The following is a 19355-nucleotide window of genomic DNA, read 5'->3' on the forward strand; positions in this document are numbered from 1 at the left end:
TAATCGCATATCACAGTCTTTCCAGGGCTTCACCATGCCCGCAAACACACACAAGGAGTTCCAACCGCTTATGCGCACCTCAGAAATCGCGAAGCGCTATCTCGACTACTTCGCCGCGCACGACCATCTGGTCGTACCGTCGGCGTCGCTGATTTCGCCGAACCCGACCACGCTGTTCACCATCGCCGGCATGGTGCCGTTCATCCCGTACCTGATGGGCGAGCAGACCCCGCCGAAGCACCGTATGGCCTCCAATCAGAAGTGCGTACGCACGCTCGACATCGACGAGGTCGGCAAGACCACCCGTCACGGCACCTTCTTCCAGATGCTCGGCAACTTCTCCTTCGGCGACTACTTCAAGGAGGAGGCGATCCACTACGCGTACGAGCTGCTGACCACCCCGCAGGACAAGGGCGGTTACGGCTTCGACCCGGAGAAGCTGTGGATGACCACCTTCACCGACGACGAGGAAGCCCGCTCGATGTGGAAGAACGAGGGCGTCGACCCCGAGCACATCCAGATCATGGGCATGGAGGACAACTTCTGGACCACCGGCGGTCCCGGCCCCGGCGGCCCGTGCTCCGAGATCTATGTCGACCGCGGTCCGGCCTTCGGCAAGGAGGGCGGCCCGATCGCCGATGAGAACCGCTACATCGAGATCTGGGATCTGGTCTTCGAGAACTACGAGGTCGACAACGTCAAGTCCAAGACGGACCTGCACATCGTCGGCGAGCTCGAGCACAAGAACATCGATACCGGTGCCGGTCTCGAGCGCCTCGCCTACCTGATGCAGGGCAAGGGCAACATCTACGAGACCGACGAGGTCTACCCGGTCATCCAGGCCGCGGAGCAGCTTTCGGGCCGCAAGTACGGCGAGGACGAGGCGATGGACGTCAAGTTCCGCGTCGTGGCCGATCACGTGCGCTCCGCCCTGATGATCATGTCCGACGGCGTGCGCCCGTCCAACAACGGCCGCGGCTACGTGCTGCGCCGTCTGCTGCGCCGCACCATCGAGGCCATGCGCGTGCTCGGCGTCGAGGATGCGGTCCTGCCGACCCTCTTCCCGACCTCCAAGGCCGCGATGGAGCCCAGCTACCCGGAGCTCAACGACACCTTCCACGAGGTGTCCGAGTCCGCGTACGGCGAGGAGGACGCGTTCCGCCGCACCCTGTCCGCCGGCATCGACATCCTCGACGTGGCCGTGAACAAGGCCAAGCAGGAGTCCGGCGCCAACGCCGTCGTCTCCGGCGACGACGCGTTCAAGCTGCACGACACCTACGGCTTCCCGATCGAGCTGACCCTCGAGATGGCCGCCGACCAGGGCGTCAAGGTCGACGAGGCCAAGTTCCGCGAGCTGATGGCCGAGCAGAAGAACCGCGCCCGCGCCGACGCGCTCAAGAAGCGCCACAACGTGGACCTGTCCGTCTACGACGATTTCAAGAAGACCCTCGCCAAGCCGATCGACTTCCTCGGCTACACCGACATGTCCGCGCGCGCCACCGTGCTCGGCATCATGCAGGAGGGCAAGGGCTCCGTGCCGGCCGTCACCGGTCCGGCCAACATCGAGGTCATCCTCGACCGCACCCCGTTCTACGCGGAGGCCGGCGGCCAGCTCGCCGATCAGGGCGAGATCCTGTCCGACGACGGCGCGGTGCTCGAGGTCGACGACGTGCAGAAGCCGATCAAGGATCTCATCGTCCACCAGTGCCGTCTGACCGAGGGCACGCTGGTCGTCGGCACACAGGTCAACGCCAGCATCGATCTGGCCCGCCGCGGCGCCATCGCCCGCTCGCACACCGCCACGCACATGGTGCACAAGGCGCTGCGCGAGGAGCTCGGCCCGCAGGCCACCCAGCGCGGCTCCGAGGACGCCCCGAACCGTCTGCGCTTCGACTTCCAGTGGTCCAGCGCCCCGACCAAGCAGGTCATGAGCGCCGTCGAGGAGCGTGTCAACGACCGTCTGCGCGACAACCTCGCCGTCACCACCAAGGAGATGAAGTTCGACGACGCCATCGCCCTCGGCGCCATGCACCTGTTCGGCGAGAAGTACGGCGACATCGTGCGCGTCGTGTCCATCGGCGAGGACGGCTGGAGCCGCGAGCTGTGCGGCGGCACCCATGTCGACCACGTCGGCAAGATCGGCGCGATCAACATCATGTCCGAATCCTCCATCGGCTCCGGCGTGCGCCGCGTCGATGCCGTGGTGGGCGCCGGCGCCTACGAGTTCAACGCCCGCGAGCACGCGCTGGTCTCCCAGCTGAGCGACAAGCTCAATGCCCGTCCGGACGAGCTGGCCGAGCGCGTCAACGCGCTGCTCGCCAAGCTCAAGGAGTCGGACCGCAGGCTCGCCGCCATGTACGAGGGCCAGCTGTCCGCCGCCATTCCGGAGCTCGTCAGGAACGCCGAGGCCTCCACGGCTCCGGTGAAGGTCGCCGCGAAGAACGTCGGCCACTTCGGTTCGTTCGACGCCCTGCGCAAGACCGTGCTCGACGTGCGCTCCCGTCTCGGCGAGGAGTCCCCGGTGGTCGTGGCTCTGGCCGGCGTCAGCGCCGACGACAAGCCGATGGTCGCCGTCGCCACCAACGAGGCGGCTCGCAAGCTCGGCATCAAGGCCGGCGACCTCGTTCGCGGCGCATCCAAGATCCTCGGCGGCGGTGGCGGCGGCAAGCCGGACTTCGCCCAGGGTGGCGGCGCCGACGCGTCGAAGCTCGATGAGGCGGTTTCCGCTCTCGAACGCGAGGCGCTGAAGGGCTGAGCCGTTTGACCTGGCTTGGCATTGATTTGGGTGACGCCCGGGTCGGACTCGCATTGTCCGACCCGGAGCTCACCTTGGCACATCCCATCGGCAACATCCAGGTGTACGGGGACTCGTTCCGTGCGCTTGATGATGTTATCGATATCATCGAAGACGAGCACATCGATCGTGTCATCGTCGGACTGCCGTTGCTGCTGGACGGCACTGAAGGAAAGAGCGCCAAGAAGGCGCGCAGGTGGGCTTCGAACCTCGTCAAACGCATCGAACTGCTGATGGAGGACGGGGAGATCGAACTGGAAACCGTACCTGAGATAGAATTGATCGACGAACGCCTGACCACGGTCAGCGCGCATCGTCAGTTGCATGACGCGAATATCGCAGGCAGGAAGCATAGGCCTGTAGTCGACCAGCAGTCCGCGGTCGTGATATTGCAGTCCGCGTTGGATCGCAGTGAGCACTAGGGGAGAGGTAATGGCCGAGAGCTTCAACGATTTCTTCGAGGAGAACACACAGTGGGTGTCGGGCAATGCGGCGGTTCCCGCAGCGGAGCCCCCTCGTCCGCCGAAGTCGCGTAAGGAAATGCGCAAGCGGCGCAAGACCCACCGTCGTAAGAACGTCGTCGTGGCCATCGTCGTGGCCATCGTCATCGCTCTGGTCGCAGCAGGCTGCTTCTTCGGTTATCGTCGCATCGCCGCGATCCGAGCGGTCAACGACTACAACGACCGCGTCTCGCAGGACTATCCGGGTCCCGGCACCGGTTCGGTCATGTTCACGATCGAGCAGGGCGAGGATTCCGTCTCCGTGGGCAAGCGTCTGGTCAAGGCCGAGGTCGTCAAGTCGGCGGAGGCGTTCGCCTCGTCCGTCTCCGCCAACTCGGCGACGCTCTACCCGGGCACGTTCCAGCTCAAGAGGCACATGCGATCGGCCGACGCCGTGGCCATCCTCTCCGACCAGACGAAGGCCACGGGCTTCCTCGACGTCAAGTCGGGCGATCGCGTCTCCGACGTCATCAAGGCGGCGGCCCAACTGAGCGGCATCGACGAGAGCGAGTTCCAATCCATCGTCGACGACGGGGGAGACGGCATCCTGCCCGCCGAGGCGAAGGGCAAGTTCGAGGGATGGCTCGAACCGGGACAGTATGACGTGAAGTCCAAGAAGTCCGCGTCCGACATCCTCAAAATGATGGTCGACAGGCGCATCGCGAAGCTCGACTCGCTCGACGCCCCCACCGGCGACGAGCGCGAACGTCTGCTCATCATCGCATCCATCGCCGAATCCGAGGTCAACTCGCAGGACTACTACGGCAAGGTCACCCGCGTGATCCTCAACAGGCTCGCCAAGGACATGCCGCTCGGCATGGACACGACCGTTGCCTACGGTCTCGGCACCACCGCGAACAAGCTCACCAACGCGCAGCTCGCGGACAAGTCCAACCCGTACAACACGCGAGTCAACAAGGGACTGCCGCCCACGCCGATCTCCAACCCGGGAGACAACGCGATCAAGGCCGCCATCAGCCCCGAGGACGGCAACTGGCTGTACTTCGTGACCACCAACCTCGAATCCGGAGAGACGAAGTTCACCGACAACGAGCAGGAGTTCCAGAAGTTCGTCCAGGAGTACAAGACCACCAACAAGGACGCGAACTGATCCCTCGGACATCACCAGATGTCACCAGGCGTCCCAGCCGTTCCTGAGTCATCCCCGGCTCCCCTTTACAGGGGAGCCGTTTTCATAAGCGGGTCCGGTTCAGATCAGCACCGCGGCGATCGCGCCAACCGCGATGGCGGGCACGAACGGTGTCCTTCCCCGATACTCGGTGTGACGCTGCGGGTCGAATCTGGTCCAGAACATCACCCATGCAAGCCCGAACAGGCTCATCGCCACCCACCAGACGATGACGCTCTCCAAGCCGTACATGCCCACCGCAAGCCCCAGCGGCAGCATCGCGGTCACATCCCCAAGGCCGAGGGCGCCAGGCTTCACCAGAGCCAGCATCAGCTGGACGAACGCGCACAGCAGCGCGAACAGCAACGCCTGCAGCACGATGAAGAACTGGTTCGCCATCCCCGCCCACACCAGATCGGCCACCAGCTGCATGACGGAGAACGCCGCCACCCATGCGCGTGGCACACGGCGTCTGCGCACGTCCTCGATGCTCAGGGCGACGGCGCAAATGAGACTCGGTAAACAATACAGGTACGGCATGTTTTAACATTAACCCCTAGTGAACACGCACAACGGCTCGCGGTCCCGCAGTTGCATGCGTTTCGTCACGCTATGGGCGTAAAGCCGTTTCGCAAGGCGTGTCGGTTCGTGTACGGCCATCCCGGTGATTCGTGAACAGCCGTGACAACCCATCAATGGGAGGAGAAAGCAGATATGTTGCGTTGGCAGACGGCGGGGGAGTCGCACGGAGAGGCGTTGGTCGCCATGATCGAGGGCCTGCCCGCGGGCGTGGAGGTGACCAGCGGCGATGTGGTGGATGCGCTGGCACGCCGTCGTCTCGGCTACGGCCGCGGCGCCCGCATGAAGTTCGAACAGGACAAGGTGCGTCTGCTCACCGGTGTCCGCCACGGTTCCACGCTCGGCGGCCCGATCGCCATCGAGATCGCCAACACGGAATGGCCCAAGTGGACCGAGGTCATGAGCGCCGATCCGCTGGACCACGACATTCCCCGTGAGGGCCGCAATGCGCCGCTGACCCGCCCGCGCCCCGGCCACGCCGATCTGACCGGCATGCGCAAGTACGGCTTCGACGACGCTCGCCCGGTGCTCGAGCGTTCCAGCGCCCGCGAGACCGCGTCGCGCGTCGCGCTCGGCGCCGTGGCGGCGAAGTTCCTCGAGCAGGCGTTCGGCATCCGCACCGTCGCCCATGTGATCTCCATCGGCGGCGCCGGCGTCGAGGACGCCGACAATGCGCCGCTGCCCACGCCGGATGATGTCGCCGCGCTCGACGCCTCGCCGGTGCGCACGCTCGACAAGGCCGCCGAGGAGCGCATGATCAGGCGCATCGACGAGATCAAGGCCAACGCCGACACCGTCGGCGGCGTCATCGAGGTCATCGCCTACGGCGTGCCCGCCGGTATCGGCACCTACGTGGAGTCCGACCGTCGCCTCGACGCGGCCCTCGCCTCCGCCGTCATGGGCATCCAGGCCATCAAGGGCGTGGAGATCGGCGACGGCTTCCTCGAGGCCGTGCGCCCCGGCTCCGCCGCGCATGACGAGATGGTGCCCGGCGAGGACGGTCACATCACCCGGCTCACCAACCGTGCGGGCGGCATCGAGGGCGGCATGTCCAACGGCCAGCCGATCCGTGTGCGCGCCGCGATGAAGCCGATCCCCTCCATTCCGCGTGCGTTGAGGACCGTGGACGTCACCAACGGCGAGGCCGCCTCCGCCATCAACCAGCGTTCCGACTCCACCGCCGTGCCCGCGGCGTCCGTCGTGGCGGAGGCGATGGTGCGTCTGACCCTTGCCAAGTACGCGCTCGAGAAGTTCGGCGGCGACTCCCTTGAGGAGACGCGTCGCAACTGCGAGAACTACCTCGCCTCCTGGCCGGAGCACATGCGTTGAACCATATGAACCGTAATCACAACGAACACGACGGCGGCGAACGCAACGGCAACGGACGCGGTCGCCGCAATCGCGCCTCCCGGTCATCCCGCGCCTCAGGCGGCGCGTCCCGCAACCCGCGTATCAGGCGTCATAGGACGGCCAGAGCACAGGATGCCGGCGTCCGCAACGAACGCGCCCGTACCCGCGCCCCCCGCACGCAGGGTCTGCGGGATTCCGGTGATCTGCAGGATTCCCGGAATCCCCAGGTGAAGCGCCCGCGCGCCGTCATCATCGGCATGATGGGCGCGGGCAAGACGCGCGTCGGCAAGGAGGTCGCGCACATGATGCGCATCCCGTTCGCCGACGCGGACGTGGAGATCGAGCGCGAGGTCGGCATGAAGATCCCCGCGTACTTCGAGAAGTACGGGGAACCCGCGTTCCGCAAGGTCGAGGCCGATCTGATCGCCGACTTCCTGGAGGATTTCGACGGCATCTTCTCCCTTGGCGGAGGCGCCCCGATGACCCCGTCGACGCAGGATGCCCTGGCCGACTACATCGCCGCGGGCGGCCGTGTCGTCTATCTCGACGCCGATCCCGAGGAGGCGATGGAACGCGCCAATCGCGGAGGCGGACGCCCGATGCTCGCCGGCGACGCCAACGCCCGATGGAAGAAGCTCTACAAACAACGCGATCCGGTGTTCCGCGAAGTCGCGAATGTGCTGGTGCATACGCGTCGGCAGACGCCGCAGGTCGCCGCGAGAAAGGTGATGGACATGATTTCCGAACGTCGCGTGCATGTGACCGGCACCGCCATCGAACCCTACGATGTGGTGATCGGCGAAGGCACGATGAACCATGTGACCGAGGTCTTCGGGGACACGGTCAACAAGGTGGCGCTCATCCACACGCAACCGGTGCAGCGGCACTCGGACCGCGCCCGCGCCCTGCTGCGTCAGGCCGGCTACGAGGTCTACGACATCGTCGTGCCGGACGCCGAGGCGGGCAAGACCGTCGAGGTCGCCAATCGCATCTGGGAGCGTCTCGGCGACGAGGGCTTCACCCGTTCCGATGCGATCGTCGGCGTGGGCGGTGGGGCCGCCACCGATCTGGCCGGCTTCATTGCGGCCACGTGGATGCGCGGCATCCGCTACGCCAACTGCCCGACCTCGCTGCTGGCCATGGTCGACGCCTCCACAGGCGGCAAGACCGGCGTCAACACGAGCGCCGGCAAGAACCTCGTCGGATCGTTCTACACGCCCGCAGGCGTGTTCGCCGATACGAAGACGCTGGCCTCGCTGCCCAACGACATCTTCATCGAGGGACTCGGCGAAGTCGCGAAATCAGGCTTCATCGAGGATACGGAGATCCTGAGGATCCTCGAGGCGCATGCGGACGAACTGCGCGCCTTCGACGGCGCCACGTTCCTCGGCTCCGGCCTGGAGGACGTCGTCTCCGAGCTCATCGAGCGCACCGTGACGGTCAAGGTTCACCACGTGTCCGCCGACCTGAAGGAGAAGGGCAAGCGCGAGTTCCTCAACTACGGGCATACGCTCGCCCACGCGATCGAGAAGCTCGAGCACTTCCGCTGGCGTCACGGCAACGCGGTGGCCGTCGGCACCGTGTACGCCGCCGAACTGGCGCACATCCTCGGCTACATCGATCAGGATCTCGTCGACTACCATCGCTCGCTACTCTCCTCGCTGGGCCTGCCGACCTCATGGAACGGCGGCTCGTTCGAGGACGTGCTCGCGCTGATGCACAAGGATAAGAAGGCGCGCGGCAACATGCTGCGCTTCGTCGTGCTCGATGGCGGTCCCGGCAACGTCATCCATCTGGAGAACCCGCCGGCCGACGCCGTCGAAGAGGCGTTCCGTCGCATCCGTTCCTGAGTGTTCGTTCCCGAGCATTCATTCCCGAAAGGAGAATCAGTCATCATGACCACGAAAGTCATCGTCGTCAACGGACCGAACCTCGGTCGTCTCGGCGTACGCCAGCCCGACGTATACGGCCGTCAGGATCTGGAGGAGCTCCGTCGCCTGTGCACCGAATGGGGTACGGCGCTGGATCTTGAGGTCGAGGTGCGTCAGACCGACGACGAAGCCGAGATGGTGCACTGGATGCATCAGGCCGCCGACGAGAAGACGCCGATCGTCATGAACCCGGCCGCGTTCACCCACTACTCGTACGCGCTGGCCGACGCCGCGCACATGGTCGGAGATGCGGGCCTGCCGCTCATGGAGGTGCATATCTCCAACCCGTCCGCCCGCGACGAGTTCCGCAAGCGCTCCGTGATCTCCCCGGTGGCCACCGGCACCATCACCGGTCTCGGTTTCTACGGTTACAAGCTGGCCCTCGAGGCCATCGCCCATCTCGTCAGCGCCTGAAACGACTAACCGAACGAGGGAAAGGGAACACGCCGCGTCACGGACGGATGATAGGATGAAATTCCATGGTTAGAAGAACACATGGCAATTCCCAAGAGCACGTCACCAAGCATATCTTCGTCACCGGCGGCGTGGTTTCCTCCCTCGGCAAAGGCCTGACCGCATCCTCTCTCGGCCGCCTGCTGCGTTCCCGCGGTCTGCATGTGCTGCAGCAGAAGCTCGATCCGTACATCAACGTCGACCCGGGCACGATGAATCCGTTCCAGCATGGCGAAGTGTACGTCACCGAAGACGGTGCCGAGACGGATCTCGACATCGGCCACTACGAGCGTTTCCTCGATGTCTTCCTCTCCCAGAAGGCCAACGTCACCACCGGCCAGATCTACCAGGAGGTGCTGCGCAAGGAGCGTGCCGGCGAGTACCTCGGCCAGTGCGTGCAGGTCATCCCGCACATCACCAACGAGATCAAGTCCCGTATGCGCGCCCAGGCGAGCGATGACGTGGACGTGATCATCACCGAGATCGGCGGCACCGTCGGCGACATCGAATCCCAGCCGTTCCTCGAGGCGGCCCGCGAGGTGCGTCGCGATCTCGGGAGCGACAACTGCATGTTCGTGCACGTGTCCCTCGTGCCGTACATCTCCGCCGCCCACGAGCTCAAGACCAAGCCCACCCAGCATTCCGTCATGATGCTGCGTCAGCTCGGCATCACGCCGGATGCGCTCGTGCTGCGCTCCGATCGTCCGCTCAACCAGTCCATCAAGGACAAGATCAGCCTCATGTGCGATGTGGACGAGGAGGGCGTGGTCAACTGCGTGGACGCCCAGAGCATCTACGACGTGCCGAAGATCCTGTTCGACGAGGGTCTCGACGCCTACGTCGTGCGTGAGCTCGGCCTGCCGTTCCATGACGTCGACTGGGACGAGTGGGAGGATCTGCTCGAACGCGTCCATCACCCGAAGCACGAGGTGAACGTCGCGATCGTCGGCAAGTACATTGACCTGCCGGATGCGTACCTGTCCGTCACCGAGGCCATCAAGGCCGGCGGCTTCGCCAACTGGGCGAAGGTCAACGTCAAGTGGGTTGCGGCGGATCGTTGCGAGACCGAGGAGGGCGCGGCCGCCGCGCTCGACAACATCGATGGCATCGTGATCCCCGGCGGCTTCGGCATCCGTGGCATCGAAGGCAAGATCGGCGCGCTGAAGTTCGCCCGTGAAAACAAGCTGCCGGCGCTGGGCCTGTGCCTGGGTCTGCAGTCGATGGTCATCGAATACGCGCGTCACGTGCTCGGCATCGAGGATGCGAACTCCACCGAGTTCGAGCCGGATTGTGCCAACCCGGTCATCGCCACGATGGAGGAGCAGAAGGACATCGTCGCCGGTCACGGCGACATGGGCCACACCATGCGTCTCGGCTCCTACCCGGCCGAGCTCGAGGAGGGTTCGCTGGTCGCCGAACTGTACGGCACCACGCACGTCACTGAACGTCACCGTCACCGTTACGAGGTGAACGTCGCCTACAAGGATCGTCTGCGCGAGGGCGGTCTGCGCATCTCCGGCCAGAGCCCGGACGGCGAGCTCACCGAGTTCGTCGAACTGCCGCAGGAGGTCCACCCGTTCTACGTGGCCACCCAGGCGCATCCGGAGTTCAAGTCCCGCCCGACCAAGCCGCACCCGCTGTTCGCTGGCCTCGTCAAGGCCGCGCTCGACCACAAGGAAGCGCGCTGATCTGATCGGCTGTCGGATCGGAGGATTCGGCGATCCACCGATCCGATAAATGATATGAGGCGGATGCCGTAGACCATTGTGGTCATGGCATCCGCCTCATATCATTTATTGGAGTATCCGGTGTGTGTGGCCCCCTCTGACGAGGGGGTTGTCAGCGGAGCTGACTGGGGGAGAGAAACCGGAGATCAACCCGCCACGAGGTTATTCATCACCGTCCCAATGAGGAACAGCACGACGATGTGCGCCGGGTAGAACACGTAGAAGAACCACTTCACATGTGGTCCGCGCTGGTGGTTGTACACCAGCATGAACGGCAGCGCGAAGACCTTCATCCACTGGTAGTTCACGGTGATGGGGGACTGCCCGAAGTTGAACGGGGAGAATCCCATCACGTCCCATATGCGATTCATCGATACGACCGCCTGCGCCGGATCCGGGAACCGATACATGAGAGCGGTCGTGATCGAATACAGCACACCGGACGCGCTCAGGACCAGATCCGTCGCGGCCAGTCCGACGAGAGCCAAAGACAGACGCAAGCGATGATCATGCGTGGCCCATAGCACGACGCCGATCGTGACGGCGAACAACCCTCCCTCAAGATCCAGCACGGTGCCGCTTGCACGGAGCAGTATGTAGTCGAGGGCCTCTCCATAGGGCAGCTTGTAGATGATGTTCGTCAGGAAATACACAGAGATGCCGATGACAAGTTGGATGAGGACATAGATCGAGATGTTGCGCAGTCGTTTCTGCCATGTCGATGTGGACAGCAGACAGATGACGAGACTCATCTGGAACAAGGTGGCGAAGATGTTGTTCTCGATCGGATACACGTTGAGCTCCGGCAAGGTGGACGAGAACATGGACGACAGCGCCTGGATGACGGACATTCCGACGCTGGCAACATACAATCGCAGCAGGAACCGTCTTCGGTTGCTGGTGTAGACGCAGCTCCATCCGATGAGGAAGTAGAAGATGGGTGCCGACAACCGTCCGATCCAATGCATCCATATCGGCATGCCCGGCAGGAACTCGGCCACATGATCGATGACCATGAGCACGCAGGCAAGGACCTTCAACTGGAAACTATTCATGTCGTCATCCCGTCACACGATCATTGCTCATACCATGCAACGTAACGACCCTTCCACCATCATCGTCTAAAAGACGATGAGTGGGATGATGTGTGAGGCTGTATGGGTATTTCCACCTGTAGAGTCCATATATCGTCCTCACCATGAGTATGGAGGATACCACCCATTGCCATGATGCGCGTTCGATGCATGGATAGGCCCTTGCCTGTGTGGAGACGGTCGTCGGTCCGGCCGATGGCGTTGAACTCCCGTATGCGAAGCGCACGATCGGTGAGTTCCATACGTACGTGGTAGGCGTCCGTACCGCGCGCGCCGTGAACCGCGATGTTGGTGTACATCTGATTGATGAGATCCCTGACCTCCTGCATCGTCTCCCGATCGATGCACGATACGGTCAGAGCCGATGATGCGGATGACGTCATGACGCTGCTTCCCTGTACGCCGATTGCTGCCATATGCTTGTCGTTATCGGCCAGAAGCTGGGTCAGCATCGATTCCATCGGTTCGTCTGAGGTGCTTTCGCCCTTCGCATCCGCATCTCGTTCATCCCGCTCGTCCCGGTTCAATACATCGATCACCTTGCGGACGTCCTGCAGAGTGGACCGCGCAGTCGAACCGATGAGGGTGATCCGCTCCTTCAATACGTCGGGCAGCTTGGCATTGGCGCTGTCCGTAATGCATTCCTCGGACAACAGCGAGATGAGTGCCAGACCGCGGGTCGTCGAATCATGGATCCTACTTGCCAGAGCCATATCACGACGCAGACGTTCCTGTTCGATCGCCAGACGTTCTCTCTCCTGCGCCTTCCTACGCAGCCGATCAGCCTCCTGATGCTCCGCCAATGCATACCCGACGACGAGCATGATCGCACAGATAATGTTGAACGACAGCACTCCAGGAACATTCCAGTCGTCCATCTGATGCTGATCCGATAACGACATCATCATGATGAGCGTCTGGATCAGCAGCAGTGAGAACGCCATACGAAGACGTCGATGATATCCAAGCAGTCCTGCCGCTAGCCAAAGGCACCAGAGCTGTTTCATGAACATGGCCTCAGGTGCGAGCTCCGCTGCAATAGACAGGGCGATGATCGCACAGGCGCAGTAGGTCGGATGCCAGTACAACCCCACGAGAAGACAGATATGGGCGAATGAGTACATCGTCTGCGGCAATGAATAGTCGCCATCGGTGGCATAGATGAGCGCCGTGCATACGATCACGACGATGATCATCACCGCAACATAGGGGCGTCGGAGCCGATCGAACGCACGGAAATGAGGAAACTTCCGTCTCATCCATCCCTCCTCATCTCGGACCACAGGCGTATCGCCTGTAGTTTGTTCCTCACCCGGAGTTTGATGATGACATGACGGATATGAGTCTTCACCGTCGGTTCGGAGATCGCCATCTTTGCGGCGACCTCCTTGGCCGTCAGCCCTTCGATGGTCCAATCCATGACCTCCATCTCCCGCGCGGACAGGGAACGCACGGTTCGTGATCCCGAGAGTGGAGAGGCTTGCTCGCCGGTGGACAAGGATCCCTGCGTCACCGTGCCGAACCCGTTCCGCGGCTTTCTCCCCGCGGCGCAGTCACGCAGACAGCAGGCCAGGCCGGAGAAGTCCGCCTTGTCGAGCAGGACGGCGGCTCCGGAGGATCGGGCCAGCTCCCGGTATCTCGTCAACGAATGCGAGGTCATCGCAAGCAGCATGATTCGGGTCGACAGTCGACGGATGCGGCGCATCGTCATCGCGCCGTCCACATCATCCATCCCCATATCCACCAGAACCGCATCCGGGCGCGTACTCCGATCGAGGCACAGGTCGACCGCCTCATCTCCCGAACGGACCGACCATGCCACCGACATGCCGCCATCGGCGAATCTGGACCGGACCAACGAGGACAACGCCGCCAGAGTCAGAGCGTCATCGTCAACCAATCCCAGACGCCAATCGTGTGCATCCATGTTCACGTCCTCTCATGGGGGAACGGGTCTCCCGCATCATTATCACACCGGTCATCGCATCAGCCGTGAACACGGGAACGACCGAACCCGAGGAACCCGTCATAATGGAACCCGCCGTTATCAAGCTCACGTTGCGCGCATAGCCGACATGCGGTGTCGTTATGGAGTTCCGGCGGCCCTTCTGCTAGGTTTACGTAGGAACTTTCGAACGATGGGAGGCAGCGTCAAGGTGAGCGACACCCAACAGGCGCCCAACGCCGCGTCCGACGTGGAGATGAGCCAGTATGTGGCCGATCGAGCGCGTGTGGACGAAGAGAAACTGAAGAAGGATGACGAGATCATCAGCCAATTCGGTGACTACACCTACGGCTGGCATGACTCCGACGCGGCCGGCGAGGCCGCGAAGCGAGGCATCGACGAGAACGTCGTGCGCGCCATCTCCGCGGACAAGCACGAGCCGGAATGGATGCTCGACATGCGTCTGCGCGGCTACAAGGCGTTCCTCGACAAGCCGATGCCCGACTGGGGCGTCGACCTGTCCGGATTCAACGCCGACGACTTCAAGTACTACGTCAAGCCGATCGACAAGCAGGCCAAGAGCTGGGACGAGCTGCCGGACGACATCCGCAACACGTATGATCGTCTCGGCATCCCCGAGGCGGAGAAGAACCGTCTCGTCTCCGGTGTGGCCGCGCAGTACGAGTCCGAGGTCATCTACAACTCCATCCAGGAGGATTTGAAGAAGCAGGGCGTGATCTTCGTCGACACCGACACCGCCGTGCGCGAGTACCCGGATCTCGTCAGGAAGTACTTCGGCACCGTCGTGCCGCCGGAGGACAACAAGTTCGGCGCCCTCAACACCGCGGCATGGTCCGGCGGCTCGTTCGTCTACGTGCCGAAGGGCGTGCACGTGGACATCCCGCTGCAGGCCTACTTCCGCATCAACACCCCGGCCATGGGCCAGTTCGAGCGCACCCTGATCATCGCCGACGAAGGCTCCTATGTGCACTACGTGGAGGGCTGCACCGCCCCGATCTGGTCCGAGGACTCGCTGCACGCCGCCATCGTCGAGATCATCGTCGAGAAGCACGCGCGCGTGCGCTACACCACCGTGCAGAACTGGTCGAACAACGTGTACAACCTCGTCACCCAGCGCGCCTACGTGCGTGAGGGCGGCACGATGGAGTGGGTCGACGGCAACATCGGATCCAAGGCCACGATGAAGTACCCGGCCTGCATCCTCGCCGAGCCGTACGCGAAGGCCGAGACCATGTCCCTCGGCTTCGCCGGCAAGGGCCAGTATCAGGACACCGGCGCGAAGATGATCCACCTCGCCCCGCACACCAGCTCCACGATCGTCGCCAAGTCGATCTCGCGCGGCGGCGGCCGCTCCGCCTACCGCGGACTCGTCAAGATCGTCGACGGCGCCGAGGGCTCGTCCAACTCCACCGTGTGCGACGCGCTGCTCGTCGACGACTTCAGCCGCTCCGACACGTACCCGCATGTCGACGTGCGCGAGGACGACGTGACGATGGCGCATGAGGCCACCGTCTCCAAGGTCTCCGAGGACCAGCTGTTCTACCTGATGAGCCGCGGCCTCGAGGAGAAGGAGGCCATGGGCATGATCGTGCGCGGCTTCGTCGAGCCGATCAGCCGCGAGCTGCCGATGGAGTACGCGCTCGAATTGAACCGTTTGGTCGAACTGCAGATGGAAGGATCGGTGGGCTGATTCCCATGGCGCAGAACAACACTGAAATCACTATCCCCGTCGCGGATCCGAACGATCCGTACGCGATTCCGGCGGCCATGCCGTCCAGCGCCGACAAGGAGCCCCGCTCCTTCGACGTGAACGACTTCGCCATGCCGACCCGCAAGCAGGACGACTGGCGCTACACCCCGCTCGAGCGCATCGACGAGTTCTTCGACGTGTTCGCTCCGAGCGGCGAGACGACCATCGCCGTGGGCTACACCGACGGCTCCGCGGTCGACCCCGAGCGCGTGCGCATCAGCCAGGTGCCGCTCGGCGAGGGCCTGTCCGGCACTGTCTCCAAGCCGAACGACCGCGCCTCCGTCGTCGAATGGAACTCCGGCCGTACCGCGACCATCGTCGAACTGAACGGCGAGATCGCTCAGCCGGTGCTCATCGACGTCAATGGACAGGGCGCCGACCTCGACGCGCTGCACCTGGTCATCGCGGCCGCCGACAACACCCATGCCGACGTCATCGTCGAGCACCACGGACTCGCGCGTCTCGCCGAAGGCGTGGAGATCGTCACCGGCAAGTACTCGCACGTGTCCGCCACGTTCGTGCAGGAATGGGCGAAGGGCTCCAAGCACGTCGCCAACCATCGCATCCGCGTGGGGGAGGGTGCATCCCTGCGCCACTCCGTCGTCACGCTCGGCGGCGACGTGGTCCGCATCCGCATGGATCAGGACTTCGGCGGCGAGCAGGGCGATCTCAACATGCTCGGCATCTACTTCGTCGACCCCGGCGAGCACATCGAGCATCGCACGATGGTGGTGCACAACGCCCCCGAGTGCAAGTCCCGCGTCGTCTACAAGGGCGCGCTCGACGGCAAGGACGCGCACTCCACGTGGGTCGGCAACGCGCTCATCCAACCGACCGCCCCCGGCACCGACTCCTACGAGCTCAACCGCAACCTGGTGCTCACCCCGGGCGCCATCGCCGACTCCGAGCCGAACCTCGAGATCGAGAACGGCAACATCATCGGCGCCGGCCACGCGAGCTCCGTGGGCCGTTTCGACGACGAGGAGCTGTTCTACCTCGAGTCCCGCGGCATCAGCGAGACCGACGCGCGCAAGCTCGTCGTGCGCGGCTTCTTCGGCGAACTCGTCGAGGAGATCGGCGTGCCCTACATTTCCGAACACCTGATGGACGTAATCGACCGGCGTCTCGCACGAGGAGAAAGCGACGCCATGCAAGCCGTATTGGAGGACAAGTAAACGATGGCTGGACAGCACACCCTCGAGATCAAGGATCTGTACGCATCCGTGGAGACCAAGGAGGGTCGCAAGCAGATCCTCAAAGGCGTGAACCTCACCGTTCACTCGGGCGAGACCCACGCCATCATGGGCCCCAATGGCTCCGGCAAGTCCACGCTCGCCTACACGCTTGCCGGACACCCCAAGTACGAGGTTGACTCCGGCCAGGCGCTGCTCGATGGCGTCGACATCCTCAAGCAGACCCCGGATCTGCGCGCCAAGGAGGGCCTCTTCCTCGCCATGCAGTACCCGGTCGAGGTGCCGGGCGTCTCCATGACCAACTTCCTGCGCACCGCCAAGACCGAGATCGACGGCCAGGCTCCGGCCATCCGCACGTGGGCCAAGGAGCTCGGCGAGGCGATGAAGCGTCTGCGCATGGATCCGAAGTTCGCGTCCCGCTCCGTCAACGACGGCTTCTCCGGCGGTGAGAAGAAGCGCGCCGAGGTCCTGCAGCTCGAGCTGCTCAAGCCGAAGTTCGCGATCATGGACGAGACCGACTCCGGCCTCGACGTCGACGCGCTGCGCATCGTGTCCGAAGGCGTCAACCGCGCCAAGGAGAACACCGATCTCGGCATCCTCATGGTCACGCACTACACGCGCATCCTCAAGTACATCAAGCCGGACATCGTGCACGTCTTCGCCGACGGCCACTTCGTCAAGACCGGCGGCCCGGAGCTCGCCGACTACCTCGAGGAGCACGGCTACGACGAGTACCTGCCGGAGGGTGCGGATTCCGAATCGGCATTGGCCTGAGTTCGGTTCTAGCAGCGTCCGCGTGGTATGGATCACCCGGTTCACGACACACTCAAGGCCGTTCGGCCAAGCCTACGGTCGTGAATCGGGTGATCCATACCACGCTCGGATTGACCAGTGCCGATACGAAGCACATGATTAAGGGACAGGGGGAAATATGACAGATTTTGCGGCGATTCGGGACGAGTTCCCGATTCTGAAGCAGGAGATCCACGGGCATCCGCTCGTGTACCTCGACTCGGCGGCCACCTCGCAGAAGCCGCAGTGCGTGATCGACGCGGAGAGCGAGTTCTACCGCACGATCAACGCCGGCGTGCACCGTGGCGCCCATGAGCTCGCGGCCCGCAGCACTATGGCCTTCGAGGACGCCCGCGCCAAGGTCGCGAAGCTGGTCGGCGCGAATGCGACCGAAGGCGAGGAGGAGATCGTCGTCACGGCGGGGGCCACCGCGGGTCTCAACCTGCTGGCCACCGCATTCGGCAACGCGTCGCTCGGCCGTGGGGGAGAGGCCGCCAAGCGTTTCGCGTTGAAGCCCGGTGACGAGATCGTCGTCTCCAAGGCCGAACACCACTCCGTGCTGCTGCCGTTCCAGGAGCTCGCCTACCGTACGGGCGCCACGTTCAAGTGGATCGACCTGACCGAGGACGGCCGCGTGCGCACCGACAACCTCGACGAGGTCATCACCGATCGCACCAAGGTCGTCGCCGTCACGCACGTGGGCAACACCACCGGCGCGATCACCGACATCGCACCGATCATCGCCCGCGCGCACGCGGTCGGCGCGATCTTCATCCTCGATGCCTGCCAGTCGGTGCCGCATCTCAAGGTCGATTTCCACGCGCTCGACGTGGACTTCGCCGCGTGGAGCGCCCACAAGATGTACGGCCCCACCGGCGTCGGCTTCCTCTACGGACGCCGCGAGCTGCTCGAGGCCCTGCCGCCGGCGAGCTTCGGCGGATCCATGGTCGAGCTCGCGTGGATGGACCAGCCGGCCCAGTACATGGAGCCTCCGGCACGCTTCGAGGCCGGCACCCAGCCGGTCGCACAGGTCGTGGCCGCAGGCGTCGCCGCCGAATGGATGATGAAGGTTGGTCTGGAGAACATCGAGGCCCATGAGCGCACCATCGCCGCCGAACTGCTCAAGCTCGGCGACATCGACGGCATCCGCATTCTGGGCCCGCGCGAGAACGTGGACCGCATCGGCACCGTCGCGTTCGACGTCAAGGGCGTGCACCCGCACGACGTCGGCCAGTACATCGACGCCCAGGGCATCGCCATCCGCGTCGGCCACCACTGCGCGCAGCCGGTGCACCGTCACTTCGGCCTGTACGCCTCCAACCGTGCCTCGTCCGGCGTGTACAACACCGTCGAGGACGCGCAGGCGCTCGTCGAGGCGGCGAAGGGCATCCGAAAGTTCTTCGGAGCCTGAAAGCCTGAAATTGCTGTTTCGCCCTCCCCGTCATGGGGAGGGCGCTATATTGAGGAGACTATGAACGATTACGGCATGAGCGGCGATGACCTCGAACAGATGTATCAGGAGGTCATCCTCGAGGCGGCGAAGAACCCGCACGGCAAGGAGCATTTCGCAACGGACCTGACCAAGGAGTCCACCGGCGACGGCGACGCCTCCGGCGATACCGTGGTGCGGGCCACGCACGAATACTGCACGCCCGGCGAATCCCACCAGTTCAACCCGACCTGCGGCGACGAGGCCACCGTGCACGTGGAGGTCTCCGATCAGGAGCCGTACACCATCAGACGCGTCGTATGGGATGGCCAGGGCTGTTCCATCTCGCAGGCGAGTCTGTCCGTCATGGTCGATCTTGTCGACGGACAGACCGTCGACAAGGCGATGGAACTGGAGCACACCTTCCACAGGCTCATGGAATCCCGCGGCAAGGGCCTTGACGATGAGGCCGCCGAGGAAAGCCTCGGCGATGGCGTCGTCTTCCAGGGCGTGTCCAAGTATCCGATGCGCATCAAGTGTGCGCTGCTCGCATGGGAGGGTCTCAAGGACTCCATCGCGAAGGCGCTGGCCGCCAAGAACGGCTGAGCGTGACCCGAATCCGGGCCTCTCTCAGCCGATAGCCAAGACGTGGACGCGCACGCATGACA

The 19355-nt window shown here is 63.8% G+C and carries 16 protein-coding genes; 12 read left to right on the plus strand and 4 right to left on the minus strand.

What is annotated here, in order from left to right; translation table 11 throughout:
- Positions 1–70 precede the first annotated feature (70 nt).
- The 3 genes from alaS to mltG are packed head-to-tail and all read left to right on the plus strand — an operon-like array spanning position 71 to position 4405.
- A complete protein-coding gene (alaS, locus tag BCAL_RS09620) occupies positions 71–2755 on the plus strand; it encodes an alanine--tRNA ligase (RefSeq protein WP_043164141.1) in 2685 nt (894 codons plus the stop codon).
- Positions 2756–2760: 5 nt separating this feature from the next.
- A complete protein-coding gene (ruvX, locus tag BCAL_RS09625) occupies positions 2761–3216 on the plus strand; it encodes a Holliday junction resolvase RuvX (RefSeq protein ID WP_043164139.1) in 456 nt (151 codons plus the stop codon).
- A 10-nt stretch (positions 3217–3226) separates the two neighbouring features.
- On the plus strand, positions 3227–4405 hold the full coding sequence (gene mltG, locus BCAL_RS09630; protein WP_043164138.1) for an endolytic transglycosylase MltG: 1179 nt from the start codon (positions 3227–3229) through the stop codon (positions 4403–4405).
- Between the two features lie 99 nt (positions 4406–4504).
- Here the strand turns inward: mltG and BCAL_RS09635 are convergent, their stop codons facing one another.
- Complete coding sequence (locus BCAL_RS09635) at positions 4505–4963, minus strand: prepilin peptidase (RefSeq protein WP_043164136.1); 459 nt, start codon at positions 4961–4963, stop codon at positions 4505–4507.
- A gap of 174 nt (positions 4964–5137) precedes the next feature.
- Here BCAL_RS09635 and aroC point away from each other — a divergent pair, with 174 nt between their 5' ends.
- The 4 genes from aroC to BCAL_RS09655 all read left to right on the plus strand — a co-directional run bounded on the left by aroC (position 5138) and on the right by BCAL_RS09655 (position 10424).
- Positions 5138–6331 (plus strand): chorismate synthase, encoded by a 1194-nt coding sequence (gene aroC, locus BCAL_RS09640; protein WP_043164134.1) that lies wholly within the window; start codon positions 5138–5140, stop codon positions 6329–6331.
- A 248-nt stretch (positions 6332–6579) separates the two neighbouring features.
- A complete protein-coding gene (locus BCAL_RS09645; RefSeq protein WP_043164375.1) occupies positions 6580–8202 on the plus strand; it encodes a bifunctional shikimate kinase/3-dehydroquinate synthase in 1623 nt (540 codons plus the stop codon).
- 45 nt (positions 8203–8247) lie between these two features.
- Positions 8248–8697, plus strand: a complete 450-nt coding sequence (aroQ, locus tag BCAL_RS09650) for a type II 3-dehydroquinate dehydratase (RefSeq protein ID WP_043164133.1) — start codon at positions 8248–8250, stop codon at positions 8695–8697.
- Positions 8698–8762: 65 nt separating this feature from the next.
- Positions 8763–10424 carry a CTP synthase gene (locus BCAL_RS09655; protein WP_043164131.1) on the plus strand — a complete coding sequence of 554 codons (1662 nt, stop codon included), beginning with the start codon at positions 8763–8765 and terminating at the stop codon, positions 10422–10424.
- 185 nt (positions 10425–10609) lie between these two features.
- On the opposite strand, the gene BCAL_RS09660 is transcribed toward BCAL_RS09655, so the two are convergent.
- Genes BCAL_RS09660 through BCAL_RS09670 form a run of 3 tightly spaced genes read right to left on the minus strand, consistent with a single transcriptional unit; the run spans position 10610 to position 13484 of the window.
- The gene (locus tag BCAL_RS09660) at positions 10610–11518 is read right to left on the minus strand and encodes a TraX family protein (protein WP_081887413.1); all 909 of its coding nucleotides are present in this window, start codon (positions 11516–11518) and stop codon (positions 10610–10612) included.
- A gap of 59 nt (positions 11519–11577) precedes the next feature.
- Entirely contained in the window at positions 11578–12816 is a 1239-nt protein-coding gene (locus BCAL_RS09665; protein WP_043164127.1) for a sensor histidine kinase, read from the minus strand.
- Entirely contained in the window at positions 12813–13484 is a 672-nt protein-coding gene (locus BCAL_RS09670; RefSeq protein WP_043164125.1) for a response regulator transcription factor, read from the minus strand. Before BCAL_RS09670 ends, BCAL_RS09665 begins: the two co-directional genes overlap by 4 nt.
- A gap of 211 nt (positions 13485–13695) precedes the next feature.
- On the opposite strand from BCAL_RS09670, the gene sufB reads away from it, so the two are divergent.
- The 5 genes from sufB to sufU all read left to right on the plus strand — a co-directional run bounded on the left by sufB (position 13696) and on the right by sufU (position 19293).
- Positions 13696–15213 (plus strand): Fe-S cluster assembly protein SufB, encoded by a 1518-nt coding sequence (gene sufB, locus BCAL_RS09675; RefSeq protein WP_274518257.1) that lies wholly within the window; start codon positions 13696–13698, stop codon positions 15211–15213.
- 5 nt (positions 15214–15218) lie between these two features.
- The gene (gene sufD / locus BCAL_RS09680) at positions 15219–16448 is read left to right on the plus strand and encodes a Fe-S cluster assembly protein SufD (protein WP_043164123.1); all 1230 of its coding nucleotides are present in this window, start codon (positions 15219–15221) and stop codon (positions 16446–16448) included.
- A gap of 3 nt (positions 16449–16451) precedes the next feature.
- Complete coding sequence (sufC, locus tag BCAL_RS09685) at positions 16452–17240, plus strand: Fe-S cluster assembly ATPase SufC (RefSeq protein WP_043164121.1); 789 nt, start codon at positions 16452–16454, stop codon at positions 17238–17240.
- A gap of 157 nt (positions 17241–17397) precedes the next feature.
- Positions 17398–18669 (plus strand): cysteine desulfurase, encoded by a 1272-nt coding sequence (locus tag BCAL_RS09690; protein ID WP_043164118.1) that lies wholly within the window; start codon positions 17398–17400, stop codon positions 18667–18669.
- A gap of 60 nt (positions 18670–18729) precedes the next feature.
- Positions 18730–19293 (plus strand): Fe-S cluster assembly sulfur transfer protein SufU, encoded by a 564-nt coding sequence (gene sufU, locus BCAL_RS09695; protein WP_043164116.1) that lies wholly within the window; start codon positions 18730–18732, stop codon positions 19291–19293.
- Positions 19294–19355 lie beyond the last annotated feature (62 nt).

This window comes from Bifidobacterium callitrichos DSM 23973, from assembly GCF_000741175.1.
In the GTDB taxonomy this organism is placed as follows: Bacteria; Actinomycetota; Actinomycetes; order Actinomycetales; family Bifidobacteriaceae; genus Bifidobacterium; species Bifidobacterium callitrichos.

Bases quoted from the DNA above. Each gene is read 5' to 3' on its own strand.
- alaS (WP_043164141.1), top strand. From the start codon at position 71: ATGCGCACCTCAGAAATCGCGAAGCGCTATCTCGACTACTTCGCCGCG.
- mltG (WP_043164138.1), top strand. From the start codon at position 3,227: ATGGCCGAGAGCTTCAACGATTTCTTCGAGGAGAACACACAGTGGGTG.
- BCAL_RS09635 (WP_043164136.1), bottom strand. From the start codon at position 4,963: ATGCCGTACCTGTATTGTTTACCGAGTCTCATTTGCGCCGTCGCCCTG.
- aroC (WP_043164134.1), top strand. From the start codon at position 5,138: ATGTTGCGTTGGCAGACGGCGGGGGAGTCGCACGGAGAGGCGTTGGTC.
- aroQ (WP_043164133.1), top strand. From the start codon at position 8,248: ATGACCACGAAAGTCATCGTCGTCAACGGACCGAACCTCGGTCGTCTC.
- BCAL_RS09655 (WP_043164131.1), top strand. From the start codon at position 8,763: ATGGTTAGAAGAACACATGGCAATTCCCAAGAGCACGTCACCAAGCAT.
- BCAL_RS09660 (WP_081887413.1), bottom strand. From the start codon at position 11,518: ATGAATAGTTTCCAGTTGAAGGTCCTTGCCTGCGTGCTCATGGTCATC.
- BCAL_RS09665 (WP_043164127.1), bottom strand. From the start codon at position 12,816: ATGAGACGGAAGTTTCCTCATTTCCGTGCGTTCGATCGGCTCCGACGC.
- BCAL_RS09670 (WP_043164125.1), bottom strand. From the start codon at position 13,484: ATGGATGCACACGATTGGCGTCTGGGATTGGTTGACGATGACGCTCTG.
- sufB (WP_274518257.1), top strand. From the start codon at position 13,696: ATGGGAGGCAGCGTCAAGGTGAGCGACACCCAACAGGCGCCCAACGCC.
- sufD (WP_043164123.1), top strand. From the start codon at position 15,219: ATGGCGCAGAACAACACTGAAATCACTATCCCCGTCGCGGATCCGAAC.
- sufC (WP_043164121.1), top strand. From the start codon at position 16,452: ATGGCTGGACAGCACACCCTCGAGATCAAGGATCTGTACGCATCCGTG.
- BCAL_RS09690 (WP_043164118.1), top strand. From the start codon at position 17,398: ATGACAGATTTTGCGGCGATTCGGGACGAGTTCCCGATTCTGAAGCAG.
- sufU (WP_043164116.1), top strand. From the start codon at position 18,730: ATGAACGATTACGGCATGAGCGGCGATGACCTCGAACAGATGTATCAG.